Below are 17,557 nucleotides of genomic sequence, written 5' to 3' on the forward strand. Positions count from 1 at the left end.
TCCAAATTACCTAAAAATATCTATATAAAAGAATCCTGCTTGAAAGCAGGACTCAACAAATTTGAATCAAAGATTATTATAGTGGATTTTGTACAATAAGCGGATTAGCATTTATTTCTCTTCTAGGAATTAGGAACTCCCATCTAGGATCCGTATTTGCAACTGTAGATACGTTATTTATAACAACAGATGAATGATTAGCTCCCGTTCTGTCTAGACCCTGATTAAGTCTTTTAAGATCTAAAAACCTAAATCCTTCACCCCACAATTCCAATCTTCTGCTATTAAGAATTTCAGTAATATAAGCAGCGCCGGTAGTAGTTGCCCCTGTATAAGAAGGGTTTCTCTTTTTAGCAAAAATGTTAAAAACTATTTTGGAACTTGTTTCATTATTCATTCTAGCTAATGCTTCTGCTTCTATAAGATACATTTCTGCAGCTCTCATGTAGGGTACATCCAATCTACTATCCGAAGTACTTACTGCCAAAAATTTTTGACTTGTATAAGGATATTTAGCATAATTACTTGGTAATGAAAGATCAAGATGTTTTCCTGTCGGATCAAATACTTTTTTTCTGATATCTGTACTTGGAAACGGATCATAAAGCTTACTGTTTACAGCTTTAGGCGCTTGGCGAATATTTGTAGAATTATAATTTCTCGACATATAAGCTCCAAAATTTCCAAAATAATCTGTTTGGTCAGAAATAATGATTGCTCCCCACATCCATTCGCCGTTTGTAGCAGTATTAAAACCTGAAGTATAGGCTGCTACATCTTCCATTAAACTAAATCCTGCTCTTGCAGATACTGCTGAAGTTGCCGCTAAAGGGTAATTTCCTTGCGTCAAAGCAACTCTAGCCATTAAACCTAAAACAACGCTCTTATCAAAATGTGATTTTGTAGCTCTACTACTTCCTGTAAGTCGTGCAAGCGCTTCACCCAAATCTTTATTAATCTGAGTATAAACTTCTTCGACAGTATTTCTAGCCAAAGGAACTTCATCGGCAACTAATCGTATTGGAACTCCGGGCTGACTATTTGTTGTACTCGGCACATATCTTTTCCCATAAATCTGTACCAACATATAATAACTAAAAGCTCTAAAAGCATAAGCTTCACCAATAGCTTTTTTTATAGTGAGTTCATCAGCAGCAGTAGGAGCGGGAACGTTTGGTCCATTCGCAATTACTAAGTTTGCATTTCTGATAAGAGCATAATAAAACTGATAAGGATAAAAATCATTTGATGCATTTTCGTTTACATTATCCTGCCATCTTACTGTAGAAATATACCAATTATTACCCGTAGACGGAAAAACCAAATCTTCGCCTAAAGCATCCATCATTATCATTATACCTCCTTGGCCGTTTTGCCCTTGGTTGCTATTCTGTCTATAGTACATATCCCTATGCATCCCATTAATAATAGCCTTAAGATTGGACGCACTCGAATATGCTGCGTCTTCTGAAACTGCAGTGGTAGGATCTGTTTCAAGATATTCACTCGAACAGGATGTCATAGCTAAAGCAAAAAAAGCAAATGATAGTAATATTATTTTTTTATAATGTTTTTTTATATTTTTCATAATTTCTATTTTAAAATGATATATTAAATCCTATTGTGATAATTCTCGCCGGTGTATATCTGTTTGTGGTTGTTCCATTAAAAGACTGAACAGGTTCTAATCCTTTTCTGGCTGTTTTGCTCCAAATATTTTCTCCGGACATTAATAATCGCAATGCCGTAATGCCATATTGTGAAATAACACTCTGCTTAAAGCTATATCCTAATGTTGCTTGTCTGAAAGTGATGAAATCAGATTTAATCAGCCATCTGCTTGAAGCTGCGCCAGAACTTGTATAAGTCGCAGAATTTAAAGCCGGAACATCCGTAATCTGACCAGGAGTTGTCCATCGATTTAAAATATCTGTACTTAATGCGCCTCCTTGTGGATAGTTTGACATTAGAGTTTGGTAATTGGAATCATAAGTCATCCCTCCTACTTGATAAGTAAACATTGTCGATAAAGACCATTCTTTATAGGTGATGGATGTGCCAAAACTACCAAATAAATCAGGAATTGCTGTACCTGAATAATCATATTTAGCTTTATTATGGTTCGTGGTAACTAAAGTACCATTTACAGTTCTTATATCAACTGCGGTAGTTCCTATATAAGAATCAGCAGCTAAATATAAAGGAGATCCATCTGTGGGATCTACACCATACCATTGTCTTAACCAATAATCATAGACAGAATGCCCTACCGAAACCTTTTTAGTTCCTTCAATAAGTTCCGTTATACCCTTTGACAGCTGAGTAACCTGATTTTTAAGAGTTGATGCGTTTGCATTTAAATTCCATGTGAAATTTTCATTTTTAATAACATCAGCATTTATTCCGATCTCAAAACCACGATTATACATAGTACCTACATTTTGGGTTATTTCACTATCAGGTATGCCTGCTGAAACAGGTTGAGGTACCTTAAAAAGAAGATCATTGGTAATTCTATTATAATATTCTACAGTTCCTGTTATTCTATTATTGAAAAATCCAAAGTCAATTGCTACATCCGACTGTTTGTTGGTTTCCCAAGAAACTTTCGGATCAGCCTTAAAATCATACAAAATGCCTGGTTCTTGCGCATTATTATATCCCAAAGCATATGTACTTTTATACATATAATAACTATTTGTTCTGTCATTTCCTACTTCTCCGTAAGATCCACGCAATTTTAATTCACTAATCGTATTAGAGTCATTCAAAAAATCTTCTCCTTTTATTCTCCATCCTGCTCCAACAGACCAAAAATAATCCCATCTTACATCTTTAGCGAATCTTGAGGAACCATCCGCACGGTAAGATCCTGAAAGTATATACTTTGATTTGTAATCATAATTTAATCTCGAAAATACACTTTCTTTTCGGTAGTTATCCGTTTGTGAGGTGAGAGTAGTAGGAGTAACAAAATTGATTAATTCATCGTTTCCATCTACAACCTGCCCTTGCTTGTACCCAAGCATATATTCGTAAATAAATTTATAGCTTTCATGACCTAATAAAAATTCGAAATTATGTGATCCAAATTTTCTCTTATAATTCAATAATTGGTTGAAAGTAAGAGTCTGCTCAGTAAAAGTTCTTATTTCGGCAGCACCACCTGGAGCGGCATCTCCAATCACTTTATTGATGTAACGGTTTCTTCTGTTATTCTGAATATCATATCCTACGTTTGTAGATAAAGTTAAATAGGGATCAACTTTAACTTCAGCATAAGCTCTTGAAATGATATAATAGTTTTTTGATATATCTTTATTTAAAAGCGTTTCCTGAATAACATTTCTACCTGCCGCCGCATCTGCGCCTCTTGCACTTCCAGAATCATAGATAACATCCCCAAAAGAATCATATAAAGTTGCAAAAGTATCCGGATCGTGAGCGTAAGGACTATAGATGGGTCCTATTCTTCTCGTCCATGCATAAGGATTTATATATGAAGAGTTATTATCTGCACCATCTACGGAATTATTTCCATTGGATGAAACTCCGCTTATACTTGTTCCTACTTTTAGCCAATTCTTGATTTGAGAATCAACTTTTAACCTTGCAGTAAACCTTTCAAAGTCAGATTTAATTAAATATCCGGCTTCATTAGTATAACTAACCGAAGAAAAATATGTTGTTTTGTTAGTTCCACCACTATAATTTAATTCATAGTTTTGTCTGAATCCCGTTTTGATCAATGGGTCTTGCCAGTCCAAATCAGTATATTTCAATTTTGCGTTAGGATTTAATACACCATCTACTACCAATAGCTTATTATCTACATCAAAAACATTATTTTTTAAAACATCAGAAATCAGTCTTTCTGTGGCATATTTATTTGCATCTGCTACAGTACTCGCAGGTACAGAGGTAAGACGTCCGTTTCTCATTGCCTCCCATACAAGAGGATAATACTGATAAGCATTTACCCTGTCATATTCAGGGATTGATCTTCCAACATATCCTGTACTCATACTAAAATTAAGAGCATCCGCTCCTTTTTTTCCAGTTTTTGTAGTAATTAATATAACGCCATTTGCTGCAGCTGAACCATACAATGATGTAGATGCTGCATCTTTCAAGATATTAAAAGAGGCAATATCATTGGTATTAATTGCTGACAATGATCCGTTATATATTACTCCATCGATCACGTACAGAGGTGATGTGGTGATACCATAAGATCCTATACCTCTTATTTGAATACTGGGAGAGCTTCCGGGTTGCCCCGTAGATGTACTCACTTTTACTCCGGGACTGGCTCCATCAATAGCCTGACCAATACTTGTAATGGGACGATCTGCAAATTCTTTTGCATTTACCTGTGTGTTAGACCCAACTATTGTCTCTCTTTTTTGAGAACCATAAGCAACAATTACAATTTCATCTATCTTTTCTTCTTGAATAAGTGTATCCTTTACTTTTTGGGCATCAACAGCTTGCGCCCCCATAAAGAAGACAACAGCAGTAGTTACTAATGATAATTTTATTTTCATCTTATAAGTGTTTAATAATTTTCATCAAATATGTTAATAAATTATAATATATACAAGTTTTAATTAAAAATATTAACAATAAAACACATTAAACACTATTTAAATAAAAAACCCTCAATTAAAAATAATCAATTATGAGTAAAATATAAATATTGAAAATCATTTATTCATATAAAGTTTTTATTTTTAATTAAAAAAACCATTGATTTCTCAATGGTTTTTTTAATTAAATTTCAGGAAAATATTACTTTGATCTTAACCTTTCTTTAATAGCCTCAATATTTTTCTTTGCAGAATCTTCAAGAATTAAACTTGCACTCATATGAATTCTTGCAGGCATCAATTCATTAAAATGTTCTGTGCCTTCCCAAGAAACTTTTTTTATTAAAGCTAAAGCATCCTCGCTTCTTGTAGACAGCATGTTTAAGAATTTTTCTAATTTAGAATCCATTTCTGCAATGTTTTCTGAAACTGAGTGATAAATATTATGTTGCTCGGCCCATTCTGCCGATCTGAAGTCTGCGTCAATTGCCATTGCCGAAAACTGTGATTTACCAATTTTTCTTTCTACATACGGCCCGATCACGAAAGGCCCGATTCCTAAATTGATCTCGGTTAATGCCAAAGCAGAATCTTTGGTTGCAAAACAATAATCTGCTCCGCAGGCAATTCCTACTCCGCCACCTGTAGTTTTTCCCTGAACTCTTACAACGACTATTTTACCGCAATTTCGCATTGCATTTAAAACTTTGGCAAAACCTCCGAAAAATTTTGTGGAAGCCTCTAATTCATCGATGGCCAAAAGCTCATCAAAACTCGCCCCTGCACAAAAGGCTTTTTCACCCTGACTTTTTACAAGAATAGCTTTTACTTCATTTTTCGCACCTTCTTCTAAAATAGTTTGTGCTAATTTTTCAAGAATAGCCCCTGGAAGAGCGTTACTTTTTGCCGTTCCGAAAGTAATTTCGGCAATATTATTTTTAATTTCTGATGTTACAAAATCACTCATTTTTAGTCTTTATTCGATTTATACAAAAGTACTAAATAAAGCACTTTTGAGAAAGTTAATGCTATAATTTTTAGCGCTAAAAATGTAGAAGGCAAAATTACATCCGTATTTATACGGATATAAAAATACAGTATTTATACCCTATTCTAGTTTATTTAAAATCTGTTATTTTGTGGTAATTAAAAAGGTAAAAACTAATTCCCATGAAAACTTTTATTAAACGCTAAAAGTTTTTAAAACACGATTCTAAGCATAAATGAAAATTCCCTGTTAGTAGGGAATTTTTTGTTATCAGAAAACTCTTATCCTATTTTCTTCCGTAAAGCAGCATTCTTTTAAACGAATAAATTGCAGGGAATTTCTTAAATTTTTCAGCAATTCTTTTTTTATATTCACCAATAAATTTCTCTTTATTCACCTCATCCAATTTTTCCAAATACGGAATTAACGCTGAACCCGAAATAAACTGAAATAGTTTCTCTGCATCGTCAGCTATAATCGGATACACTTTTATAGAGATATTTAAATCTTTCAACCCTGCCTTAAACATCATTTTAGCATAATCGTCCAAACTTAAAACCGGAGAAACTCTATTCCATTGTTGAAGTTGCGTTTCGTAAGGCTCTTCAGCAGCAAGTTGAAACAAAATTTGATTGAGAATATTTTCAGACTGTAAAGGCATTTGAACGGCAAATTGCCCATTCTCACTTAATAAAGAAAGCAGTTTGGGAAACAATTTTTCATGATCGTCTGACCACTGTAAAGCGGCATTGCTAAAAACTAGATCCCACTTTTCTTCGGAGTCATATAATTCTTCAACTTTTTTTTGCTGAAAACTTAATCTATCATTGTGAAAGGAAATAGATTGTGACAGCATTTCAGCTGAAGAATCAATTCCTAAAAACTCTGCATCAACAAATTTTTCTGACAGAATATAAGTCTGTTCGCCCGTTCCGCAACCAATATCGATTGCTTTCTTTAAACCATCTGCGGAAATAAGTTGCATCAAATCAAAAAATGGTTGATAACGGATATTTTTAAACTGATTGTACACTTCAGGATTCCAGGGCATATTTATATTTTTACTTGGTGAAATTATTTGTTCTTTAAAGCTAGAATATATTTATCAATAAAAAGCTGCTTTTCTTTTGATTTATATTGCTGAATATATCTCGGATGCTCTAAAACCGTCATTTTGTCAAACAGATTTGCTTCCGAATTTAATTTTGAAATGAACTCGGCATTCTTTTTTCCTAAAATAAAAACTTCCGGAGTATCGAGATTCAAACTGATATGTTTTTTCAGACAGTCGATCATGAAATCTTTTACAGCATTGAAAAGTTCTTTATCATCGTAATAATTGGCATTAATCCAGGTGTTTTTTGCTTTTCGTACAATTGCTAAAGGGAAAGGTGAATTGATGTAAATATCTCTGTAAAATTCATCTGCACCGCCATAAGACGCGATCATATCATACATAAAAACGGAAAAAACTTCATGCGTATGGGCTGATTCCATTTTAATTCCGCAAACACTTTCCAAACGTTTTGTATCAGTAAATGGAACGCCTGTAACTCCTGCTCCGTGCCGACTTGGATTAATTCCGATTAAAAATTTTCTTTGAATTGAATCGTTGTAATATTTATGATAAAACTTTTCCATGACAACCATTGTTTCAGGATTATCTAAATACGGATTCAGAATCTGAAAATCTTTCGGCAATTGCCCGGAATAGCGCAAGTTTTTATTGAACTCTATAATTTTTTCAGCAAAAGTATTACTCATATAAAGAGTTTATGATAGAAAGACAAAATTTTGTGGCTGATCATTTTCATCTTCGTCTTCATCCTCTTCTTCATCACTTAAAGCCAATTCGATGTCGATAAACTGAATATACAAGCCACAGATCTCTCCTTTTGCATCATACGCAAAATACACAGGATAAGATCCGTCCCCAAAGCCACTCGCAAACATAGGAATTTGAAATGCTGTATTTGGTATTGTCCAGTTGATCCAATCACCTGCATCTCTTTGATTTTGTGGATTCTGCTGATAACTTTGAGCAAACAATTCAGCAAAATAATCATCATAAACATTGTCTACATTTAGTTCCTCTAAAAACTTATCGAATACAGGAAGTGCTTCTGCATCGGCAATACATCCCAATCCGGCATCCACATGAAATCCAAAAAAATCGTCTTCTTTTACGCCTTCAAGATTTTCGTTTCCAATCAAAGCTTCCTGATAAAGAATAGGTTTTTCGTCACTAAACTTTACCTTTACAGCAGCATATCGGTCACCCCAATCCTCCGATTTTACAACAGCAATTGTTACGGGAAAATTTCCTTTTGGAGCTTCAAAAAAATAAGGTTTTTGTTTTGAGTTTAGAAATACCAAAGGATCTCGTACTACCACTTTTCCGGAAGGCAGAGAAACATTTCCGATTTCCATGACTTCCATTTTTTCGCCAGCGATTTCTTTTGACGTAAAATAAGATTCCAAATCTGTAGGACAAGTCAGTATATTTTTTACTTCCTCGTACTTCTGCATCCAGCTTTCTTCCATGATAAATATTTTTTGAATTGATTTAAACATGAAAATAAGGAATTAAAATAAAGACATCAAATATGGCGAAGTTTTTAACAAAAGATTATAAAAACAGCGTAACAAAAATTGCTACGCTGTTAAATTGATATATTTCCAGTTTTAAACTAATTAAATCAAGCCAAACTGTTCAAAATGATGTGTGAAATGTTTTCTTTGGAAAAGCTCCATCATTTCCTTGTTCAAATGTCCAAATCTTGGATTATAATGTTCTGCAAAAGGATTTTCTTTGAAATAAACCGTAAACTCTTTTAATGTTTCTATCAACTGAGTTTTAGCTGCATCCAGATTTTTATTTTTATTCTGAGGAATTTCTCCTTCTTTCCATAAGGGATATTGCGCTCCCGGACGAATTTTCTGATCAGTATATAGCCAGTCCTGAAGTTTCTCTAATTTTTCAGCAGGAATCGCAGGGAAATCTTCAGGTTTTAAATTTCCGAAACCATTTCTCAATACTTCTTCCAAATGCTCAACCATTAATTGCGGAGTAAAATCCCCAAAAACAGGTTGCGTTTTTTCAGTCAAAGCATTTAATTTTTTCTGAATATTCTGAACTTTAAAATCAATAAATGGAGATTTTTTTGCAACTAAAGTTAAAATTGTCGCCACACAAACAACCTCATCTCTTTGATTTACAACTTCCACCAACCATTTCACAACGCCGGAAGGAATATTTCTTCCTTTAACTCCTCTGTTGATCTTTTCTTTTGCCGTTAAATAAACCGTAATCGTGTCTCCTGCATAAACAGGTTTGAAGAACGAACAGTTTTCTAATCCGTAATTCGCAATAACCGGGCCTTTTTTACCTGAAACGAACAATCCCGCCGCTGCAGAAAGGATAAAATATCCGTGAGCCACTGTTTTATCGAAAATAGTTCCCGTTAAGCTTGTAGCATCGGTATGTGCATAAAAATGATCCCACGAAACGTTCGAGAAATTCACGATATCTGCGTCAGTTACAGTTCTTCCTGCGGTTTCCAAAGAATCTCCAACCTCAACATCTTCAAAATATTTCTGGAAAGGATGTTTGTCTGCAAATTTTTTCTCTGCTCCTTGCTGATATACTTTTGTAATCGCTGTTAAAATATCCGGCGAACCTTGAATTGCTGTTTTCTGAAGGAAGAAATGAAGACCGTTCAGGCCGCCCATTTCTTCGCCTCCACCTGCTCTTCCGGGACCACCGTGCATCAAGGTAGGAAGCGGAGAACCGTGACCTGTACTTTCTTTCGCATTATCTCTGTTTAACACGAAAATTCTACCGTGCTGAGAAGCCATTTTCCACGAAGTTTCCGCAACGAACTTCTCATCGTGAGAAACAATCGAACCCACCAAACTTCCTTTCCCTCTTTTTGCCAACGCTGCCGCTTCTTCCGCATCTTTGTAAGGCATCAACGTAGAAACCGGACCAAAAGCTTCAACATCATGAGAGATATTTTTGGTGAAAGGAGAATCATTTAAGAACAATTTCGGACTCATAAATGCACCATTTTCATAGTCTGCATCTACCAATTCATGTTTTCCGTCGTAAATTAATTCCGTTTCAGTTTTTAAAATATTTATCTTTCTTAAAACTTCGTCATATTGCTGTTTTCCAACTAAAGAACCCATTCTTGTCTCTCTGCTTAAAGGACTTCCGATTTTAGTTTGATCCAAAGCTTTAGATAAAGCATTCTGAACATCACCAATTAAGTTTTCAGGAACTATAATTCTTCTAATCGCTGTACATTTCTGACCCGCTTTTGTGGTCATTTCTGTACGAACCTCTTTAATGAATAAATCAAATTCAGGAGTTCCGGGTTTTGCATCCAACCCAAGAATTGAGCAGTTCAAAGAATCGGCTTCCATATTGAAACGAACAGCATTTCCTGAAACAGAAGGCAAAGCTTTTAACTTTCTACCCGTCGTTGCAGAACCTGTGAACAATACAGAATCTCCATCCTTAACATAATCCAAAATATTTCCAGGCTCTCCACAAACCAATTGAAGTGCGCCTTCAGGAAGAACACCGCTTTCAATCATATCCTGAAAAACCGCATTGGTTAAATAAGAACCAAATGGCGAAGGCTTCACAATTGACGGAACACCAGCCAACAATGAAGTCGACAGCTTTTCCAACATCCCCCAAACAGGAAAATTGTAGGCATTGATTTGTATAGAAACTCCTTCACTTGGAGTCAAAATGTGAGTTCCCAAGAAAGTTCCATTCGCAGAAATTTTCTGAGTTTCCCCATCTACCCAAAATGGAGTATTTGGAAGCATTCTTTTTGCCAACCCAGAATAGGTGAAGAACGTACCAAAACCACCTTCAATATCTACCCAAGAATCTGCATGTGTTGCCCCTGTTTTATATGATAATTCGTAATATTTTTTCTTTCTTTCTAAAAGGTAAAGCGCCACTTTTTTCAACATTTCTCCACGATCGTAAAAAGTCATGGAAGAAAGGTTTTTATAACCTACTGTTCTTCCGTAGTCAAGAGCCTGTTCAAAATTCAGCCCTTCTGTATCTGAAACAGCAACCTGCTCTCCTGTCACGGCATTATATAAAGGAATTCCGTTTCCGGTACCTTCTACCCATTCACCGTGGATATAGTTTTTTAATTTTTCCATATAGTTTTTATTTCTAATTTAACAATGTATCAATCTAGCAGTTTACCAATGAGATGCTTCGACAGGCTCAGCATTACATAACGACATTATTGTTAGATTTTTACATTTGTATATTGTTACATTTATTTATTTCGGTTCCTGATAAGGAAACAATTTCACTAAACCTTCATACAAGCTTCTGTGAAGAATGGTTGCATGGTTGTCTGTTTCCATCATTTTATATTCTACCGTCCAGTTTTTCTTGTTTGATTTTTTCAGAATATTATCTAAACTTTCGGCATCTTTTATCATCACAGGATGCTCACCTTTTCCGACAGAAACATAAATAAATTTCTTTGTATCGGGAATTTTAGTTAACAATTGAGGAGCTTGTTTTAGAAGACTTTCATCATCCCACCACAAACTTGGACTGATGATAAAATAATTATTAAACATTTCAGGTCTCTTCAACAAAATTTCTGTTGCTAAAAGTCCCCCAAGAGATTGACCAAAGATGTACGTATCGGTTGTTTTAAACTGACCTTCTATATACGGTTTTAATTCTTTCTCCAAAAAACTGATAAATTTATCTGAATGCCCCGTTGTAGGATAATCCTTCTGTAAATCTTTTAAATCAGTATGAAAAGTGAAATCTTTCTTTCTGTCAATATTGGCAATTCCCACCACAATTGTTTCCGGCATAGAATACATTTGATTAAAGAATTGCACCAATCCTGTAACGTGAATAAAATCTTCATTCATGCTTCCATCCAACAAATAGATAATTGGGTAGGATTTTGTTTTATCAAAGCCTTGTGGAAGATAGATGTTAAGAACTCTATCTTCGTTTAAAATCTTAGACTTTATGGTTCTGATTTCTCCAATAGTCAATGGTTTTACATTTTCAGTCTGGGCAAAAACCATACTTTGAAATGCAAACAAAATACTGCAGAAAATAAGAATATTTTTAATCATATTAAATTTTAAGGTTGAATTATTTCACATCATCCCAAATGCTGTAATCAACAACTTTCGTAGGAATCTGCTGAACATATTCTGTAAATGGTTCACAAGGTAGAATTGCATCTTTTCCTTCCCTCGCCAATTCCTGATAAAGTTTTGTGCCTTCTGTTTTCCATTTAATCATTTCATCGGAAACATCACGGATAATCTTTGCGGGACTACCCACAATTAATTTTCTAGCTTCACATCTGAAATTAGCAGGAACAAAAGCCAATGCACCGATAATACATTCGTCACCGATTACCGCTTTATCCATCACAACAGCATTCATTCCAACCAAACAGTTTTTACCGATGTGTCCGGAGTGAATGATTGCACCATGACCGATGTGTGCAGATTCTTCTAAAATCGTTTCAATACCGGGAAAAACGTGAAGTGTACAGTTTTCCTGAACATTTGCACGGTCTTTGATGATAATTTTTCCCCAGTCGCCACGGATAACCGCATTGGGGCCGATATAAACTTCTTCGCCGATCTCTACATTTCCGATAATCACCGCTTGTGGATGAACGTAAGCGGAAGGTTTTATGATAGGGCGAATGCCGTGATATGAGTAAATATTCATAATTTTTTAATAAAAAATTAATTTAACAATGTATCAATCTAACAGTTTACCAATAGATGCTTCGACAAGCTCAGCATGACAAGGCTAAAAATATTGTTACATCGGTAAATTGTTATATTGGTACATCAGCAAATTGTTACATTATTGAAAAAGTTATACTTTTTCAATTACCATTGCATAGCCTTGTCCGACACCGATACAAAGGGTACACAATGCATATTTTTTATCCTGTTTTTGAAGTTCCATTGCGGCAGAACCGATGATTCTCGCTCCCGAAACGCCAAGTGGATGACCGATCGCGATCGCTCCTCCGTTTGGATTTATTCTTGAATCGTCATCTTTCAACCCTAAACTTCTTGTTACGGCTAAAGATTGAGCAGCAAAAGCTTCATTCAATTCAATAACATCCATATCTTCCAATGAAAGATTCAGTCTTTTTAATAATTTTTGAGTCGCTTCAACAGGACCGATTCCCATGATTCTTGGTTCAACACCGGCAACAGATGAACCTAAAATCTTAGCTTTTGGTTTTAAACCATATTTTTTTACCGCCTCTTCGCTTGCTAAAATTAAGGCAGCAGCGCCATCATTCATTCCTGAAGCATTTCCGGCAGTTACGGTTCCGCCTTCTCTTCTAAAAGCAGGGCGTAATTTACCTAAACCTTCCATTGAAGAAGTTGGCTTGATGAATTCATCTTTATCGAAAATTTTTGGATCGCCTTTTCTTTGAAGAATTTCAACTTTTACAATTTCTTCCGCCAATCTCCCACTTTCCTGAGCTTTTGTTGCTTTTTGCTGAGACCAAAGAGCAAATTTATCCTGATCTTCACGGCTGATATTGTACATTTCTGCTAAATTTTCAGCAGTATCTCCCATTGCATCTACGCCATACATTTCTTTCATTTTCGGATTGACAAATCTCCATCCGAAAGTGGTATCAAACATCTGACTATCTCTACCGAAAGCCGTACTTGTTTTTGACATTACATAAGGTGAACGCGTCATATGCTCCACTCCACCTGCAATGTAAATTTCACCTTCTCCAGAAGCAATCGAACGGAAAGCATTGGCAACCGCCGACATTCCGGAAGCACACAGCCTATTTACTGTTTCACCTCCGATTTTGTACGGAAGACCAGCCAATAAAAGTCCCATTCTTGCAACGTTTCTGTTATCTTCACCCGCTTGATTAGCACATCCGAAAATAACATCCTCGATTTCCTCAACGGGAACTTCTGGGTTTCTTGCAACAATTTCTTTTAGAACGATTGCTGCCAAATCATCGGCTCTCACGTCTGATAATCCTCCACTTAGTTTTGAAATAGGAGTTCTGATGTAATCTATGATGTATACGTTGTTCATAATTAAATTAATTTAGCAATGTAACAGTATAAAAATGTTAAATGCTTTGGTTTTTATTTAAACTTGTACTTAATATTTTATAAAAGATTTCTTAACTCATACTTTGATGTTTGTAAATATGTTTTAGAATATTGCTTGATTAAGATTTTTACCGTGTAACTTCTTTAGCATCTATTCTGTTGTTTTCTATATCATCTAAAGTATACGAGTTATACACAAAGTCTTTTCCATACAAATCCTTCGCATATTCTTCAATAGTTTGTCTAAAACCTGCTTTTTTACGGATTTCATTTATCTTTTTCGGATTTTTTATCGGCCAAATAATATCTTCCGTTTGGTAACCTTTTCCGTTTTTTTCATAATAAGTGCTATGACCTTGGGTACCATAAATTTGCTCTTTTCCATTCTCCATCAAATAACGATCTTCCATCATGGCAACTAAACTGAATGGAAGTTCTCCTTTCTTTTCTGCTTCTTTTATGATCGGCAAATATTTCTCAATTTTATCTGAATGTTGAATGATATACCAAGCTGCTGTGTTTGTAGGTTCTCCTACAAGCGTCTTACCCGGATATCCATATTCTGAAATAATTTTGTCAATTTTGCGAATATTGATACTGTCTTGCGTCGCTACAAGCTGCCAATCTTCACTCTTGAAATCTTCTTCATCGATATTCAAGCTTTTTAATATTTCACTTTTTTTGGCAGATGTAATTCCATTGTCAAATAGTTTTCTGTATGTTTGATCCAACCTTAAAATTTCGTCGAGCTCTTTTTTCAGTTCTTCATTTTTGGCTTGGCTAAAAGCATTTGAAAAACCGAATATTAAGAGAAATAAAAAGCCTTTTTTTTTCATTGAATTGCTGATAAATTATTACATTGCTACATTGAGCTTACAGCTCAATTACTTTTTTTCCGATTTTATAAACTGTTCCGACGAATTTTGCAATCATTTCTTGATTTTGATTGGTAATTTTAATGTCGTAAACAGCGGTTTTTCTTGTATCATTTACCAGCATACTTTCTGCTCTGAAGACATCGCCTTCTTTCCCGGCTTTGGTAAAATTAATAATGCAGTTTAAAGCAACTGCCGCATCGCCGGTATTATTAGACGAAAATGCCAACGCGGAATCCGCAAAAGCAAAGGTAACGCCTCCGTGAACGGTTTTCAACCCATTAATCATTTCTTTTTTGATGGGCATTTCTATTAAACAATAATTTTCTTTGACTTCGATCATTTTGATATTCATCCATTGGGAAAAATAATCCTGATCAAACATATATTCTGCAACCTGTCTTGGATTCATTTTTAATTTCTGCTTGTTAATTTTTCATATAATTCATCAGCCAATTTATCGTAAACGCTCATGGTTTTACCAAGAATTATCTGTTGGTTTGAAAGATTTTCTGAGTTTGATGGGTTTTCGGTTGGATAAAGAGCATTTAAATCAATGCCATTTTCAACAGCTAATCTTTTGATAAGCTCTTTATATTTTTCATTAAATCTTCCTAATAAATCAAGCTTTTTCTTATCATCATTTATTGAAGAAAGTTCCTGAATTAAATATTCTTTTTCAATGAGAAGCCTTGTTTCCAATTCGGCTCTGAATCCATCTATATCCATAATATTAATTTGAAAATGAAATAAATTTGAGAATTTGAAAATGGAAACCTGTGTTAATCAATTTTCAAATTAGCACATTTTCAAATTGTCTAATTCAATTTACGTAGCAACGGGCTTTGTCTGTATCTTTCTTCCTGATATTCTTCGTAAAGATTTTGCAGGGTTTCAGAGATTTTTGCATATCCGATTTCTTTTCCCCAAGCCAATAATCCTTTTGGATAGTTTACACCTTTTTGCATGGCTAATTCAAGATCTTCATCGTTTGCAACACCTAATCTTTTTGCTTCAACCGCTTCATTGATTAGCATCGAAATAATTCTTAAAAATATTTGTTGATAAAGAGTCTCTTCTTTTTGAGCAACAGGTTTTTCGGCGCCTTCAGAATAATCATAAAAGCCTTTTCCTGTTTTTCTGCCATGAAGTTTTGCTTCAGACATTCTTTGCTGAAGAAGAGATGGTTTGTATTTGGGGTCGTAGAAATATTCGTTGTAAACTGTTTTTGTTACCGAAAAATTCACATCAACACCAATTAAATCCATTAATTCAAAAGGTCCCATTTTGAAGTTTCCAATTGTCTTCATGGCATCATCAACCTGTTCTACCGTTGCGATGTTTTCTTCAACGATTCTCAAGCCTTCCCCATAGTAAGGGCGAGCAATCCTATTAACAATAAATCCGGGAATATCCTTTGCAATAACGGGAGTTTTACCCCAATCTTTCATGAGGTTGTACATTTTTTCGGCTAAAGATTTTTCTGTAAGGAGAGATGGAATAATCTCAACTAAAGGCATCAAAGGAGCCGGATTGAAAAAGTGAATTCCGATAAAACGTTCCGGTTTTTGTAATTCCGCACCAAGAGAGGTAATGGAAATAGATGATGTATTGGAACCAATCACACAGCTTTCTGAAACGTGTTTCTCTAATTCTGTGAAGACTTTGGTTTTAATTTCTTTATTTTCGATGATGGCTTCAATGATTAATTCACAATCTTTAAAGTCCTTCAGTTCTGTAGCGATGGAAATATTAGATAAAATTTCAACCATTTTTTCTGAAGAAATTTTCTGCTTATCAACCAATCTGGTCAATGTTTTTTCCAAACCTACGGTTGCCGTTTCTACTTGTTTTGCATTGGCGTCATAGACCCAAACTTTGCATCCGTTCGTTGCGGCTACTTGTGCGATACCAATTCCCATAGTTCCGGCACCGATAATTCCTACGTTCATATTTTTTTATAGATGTTAGAAGTTAGAAGTTAGAAGTTAGATTAATACTAATTTCTAACCTCTAATATCTAAATTCTATAATTCTTATTTCCCTTTATATTCAGGTTTTCTTTTTTGTAAAAAGGCTTGTACCCCTTCTTTGAAATCTTCTGTTTCGGCAGCTACCTGCTGTAAATCTCCTTCCAGTTCCAACTGTTCTTTCAAAGTGTTGTTGTAAGAATGGGCGAAGGCTTTTTTGGTTAATTTTAAACCAACAGTTGGCATATTTGATACTTTTTCTAAAATTTCCATTGATTTTGAATTGAATTCTTCCTCCGTGAAAACCTCAGCAATCAAACCATACGATTTTGATTCTTCAGCTGATAATTTTTTGCCAGTAAATGCTAAATAGTTTGCTAGTTGTCTTCCCAATAATTTAGGCAAGAAATAAGTACCTCCCGTATCAGGAATTAACCCAATATTTGAAAATGCCTGAGAAAAATATGCTTTATTATTAGCTAAAACAAAGTCACATATTAAAGCCAACATTGCTCCAGCTCCAACAGCAGGACCATTGACCAAAGCCACAACAGGTTTTTTGCAACGTGTAATTTCGAGTACCAAAGGATTGTAATAATCCGTCACAATTCTTCTGATAATATCGTCATCATGATGGTCGTTGCCTTGTACGAAAGCATCATCTAAGTTTTGACCTGAGCAAAAAGCTCTTCCTCTTCCTGAAATCGCTACACATCTTACCGTAGGATCATCACTGCATTCTTTTATAAAATCTTTTAGATCTCCCAAAGATGGCTTTGTAAGCGCATTCATCGTTTCAGGCTGATTGAGGTAAGCAATTTTCAGCTTTCCGTCAAAATGTGACTCAATATCGAGTTGTGTGTACATAGTTTTATTTTTTTATAATTAATGTAAATTTACGCATAAAAATGTAGCAATGTATCAGTTTACCAGTCTAACAATATTTGCCGCATTCAAAATTGTTACATTTTTACATTGCTAAATTGTTACATTAAT

Annotated in this window: 15 protein-coding genes; all 15 read right to left on the bottom strand. The window is 34.8% G+C overall.

Going from position 1 to position 17,557, the window contains the following annotated elements; all coding sequences use genetic code 11:
- Positions 1-76: 76 nt before the first annotated feature.
- A complete protein-coding gene (locus EG358_RS18280) occupies positions 77-1,588 on the bottom strand; it encodes a RagB/SusD family nutrient uptake outer membrane protein (RefSeq protein WP_083677022.1) in 1,512 nt (503 codons plus the stop codon).
- A gap of 10 nt (positions 1,589-1,598) precedes the next feature.
- The gene (locus EG358_RS18285) at positions 1,599-4,547 is read right to left on the bottom strand and encodes a SusC/RagA family TonB-linked outer membrane protein (protein ID WP_115596456.1); all 2,949 of its coding nucleotides are present in this window, start codon (positions 4,545-4,547) and stop codon (positions 1,599-1,601) included.
- Between the two features lie 244 nt (positions 4,548-4,791).
- Positions 4,792-5,556 (bottom strand): enoyl-CoA hydratase/isomerase family protein, encoded by a 765-nt coding sequence (locus EG358_RS18290; RefSeq protein ID WP_076560076.1) that lies wholly within the window; start codon positions 5,554-5,556, stop codon positions 4,792-4,794.
- Between the two features lie 307 nt (positions 5,557-5,863).
- Positions 5,864-6,628 carry a methyltransferase domain-containing protein gene (locus EG358_RS18295; RefSeq protein ID WP_076560077.1) on the bottom strand — a complete coding sequence of 255 codons (765 nt, stop codon included), beginning with the start codon at positions 6,626-6,628 and terminating at the stop codon, positions 5,864-5,866.
- 23 nt (positions 6,629-6,651) lie between these two features.
- Positions 6,652-7,341, bottom strand: coding sequence for an SMUG2 DNA glycosylase family protein (locus EG358_RS18300; protein WP_076560079.1), 690 nt, complete (start codon positions 7,339-7,341; stop codon positions 6,652-6,654).
- 9 nt (positions 7,342-7,350) lie between these two features.
- Positions 7,351-8,121 carry a DUF4241 domain-containing protein gene (locus tag EG358_RS18305; protein WP_076560464.1) on the bottom strand — a complete coding sequence of 257 codons (771 nt, stop codon included), beginning with the start codon at positions 8,119-8,121 and terminating at the stop codon, positions 7,351-7,353.
- A gap of 150 nt (positions 8,122-8,271) precedes the next feature.
- The gene (gene paaZ, locus EG358_RS18310) at positions 8,272-10,767 is read right to left on the bottom strand and encodes a phenylacetic acid degradation bifunctional protein PaaZ (protein ID WP_076560081.1); all 2,496 of its coding nucleotides are present in this window, start codon (positions 10,765-10,767) and stop codon (positions 8,272-8,274) included.
- A gap of 126 nt (positions 10,768-10,893) precedes the next feature.
- A complete protein-coding gene (locus tag EG358_RS18315; protein ID WP_076560083.1) occupies positions 10,894-11,721 on the bottom strand; it encodes an alpha/beta hydrolase in 828 nt (275 codons plus the stop codon).
- A 19-nt stretch (positions 11,722-11,740) separates the two neighbouring features.
- Entirely contained in the window at positions 11,741-12,334 is a 594-nt protein-coding gene (locus EG358_RS18320; protein ID WP_076560084.1) for an acyltransferase, read from the bottom strand.
- Between the two features lie 153 nt (positions 12,335-12,487).
- On the bottom strand, positions 12,488-13,696 hold the full coding sequence (gene pcaF / locus EG358_RS18325; RefSeq protein ID WP_076560086.1) for a 3-oxoadipyl-CoA thiolase: 1,209 nt from the start codon (positions 13,694-13,696) through the stop codon (positions 12,488-12,490).
- Between the two features lie 148 nt (positions 13,697-13,844).
- A complete protein-coding gene (locus EG358_RS18330) occupies positions 13,845-14,552 on the bottom strand; it encodes a DUF6624 domain-containing protein (RefSeq protein ID WP_076560088.1) in 708 nt (235 codons plus the stop codon).
- 37 nt (positions 14,553-14,589) lie between these two features.
- Positions 14,590-15,003 carry a PaaI family thioesterase gene (locus tag EG358_RS18335; protein WP_076560091.1) on the bottom strand — a complete coding sequence of 138 codons (414 nt, stop codon included), beginning with the start codon at positions 15,001-15,003 and terminating at the stop codon, positions 14,590-14,592.
- A 2-nt stretch (positions 15,004-15,005) separates the two neighbouring features.
- Positions 15,006-15,320, bottom strand: coding sequence for a hypothetical protein (locus EG358_RS18340; protein ID WP_076560093.1), 315 nt, complete (start codon positions 15,318-15,320; stop codon positions 15,006-15,008).
- Between the two features lie 89 nt (positions 15,321-15,409).
- Entirely contained in the window at positions 15,410-16,543 is a 1,134-nt protein-coding gene (locus EG358_RS18345) for a 3-hydroxyacyl-CoA dehydrogenase NAD-binding domain-containing protein (protein WP_076560095.1), read from the bottom strand.
- Between the two features lie 84 nt (positions 16,544-16,627).
- Entirely contained in the window at positions 16,628-17,428 is an 801-nt protein-coding gene (locus tag EG358_RS18350; RefSeq protein ID WP_076560097.1) for an enoyl-CoA hydratase-related protein, read from the bottom strand.
- Positions 17,429-17,557: the final 129 nt, after the last annotated feature.

Origin of the sequence: Chryseobacterium indoltheticum (assembly GCF_003815915.1) — a bacterium.
Taxonomy (GTDB): domain Bacteria; phylum Bacteroidota; class Bacteroidia; order Flavobacteriales; family Weeksellaceae; genus Chryseobacterium; species Chryseobacterium indoltheticum.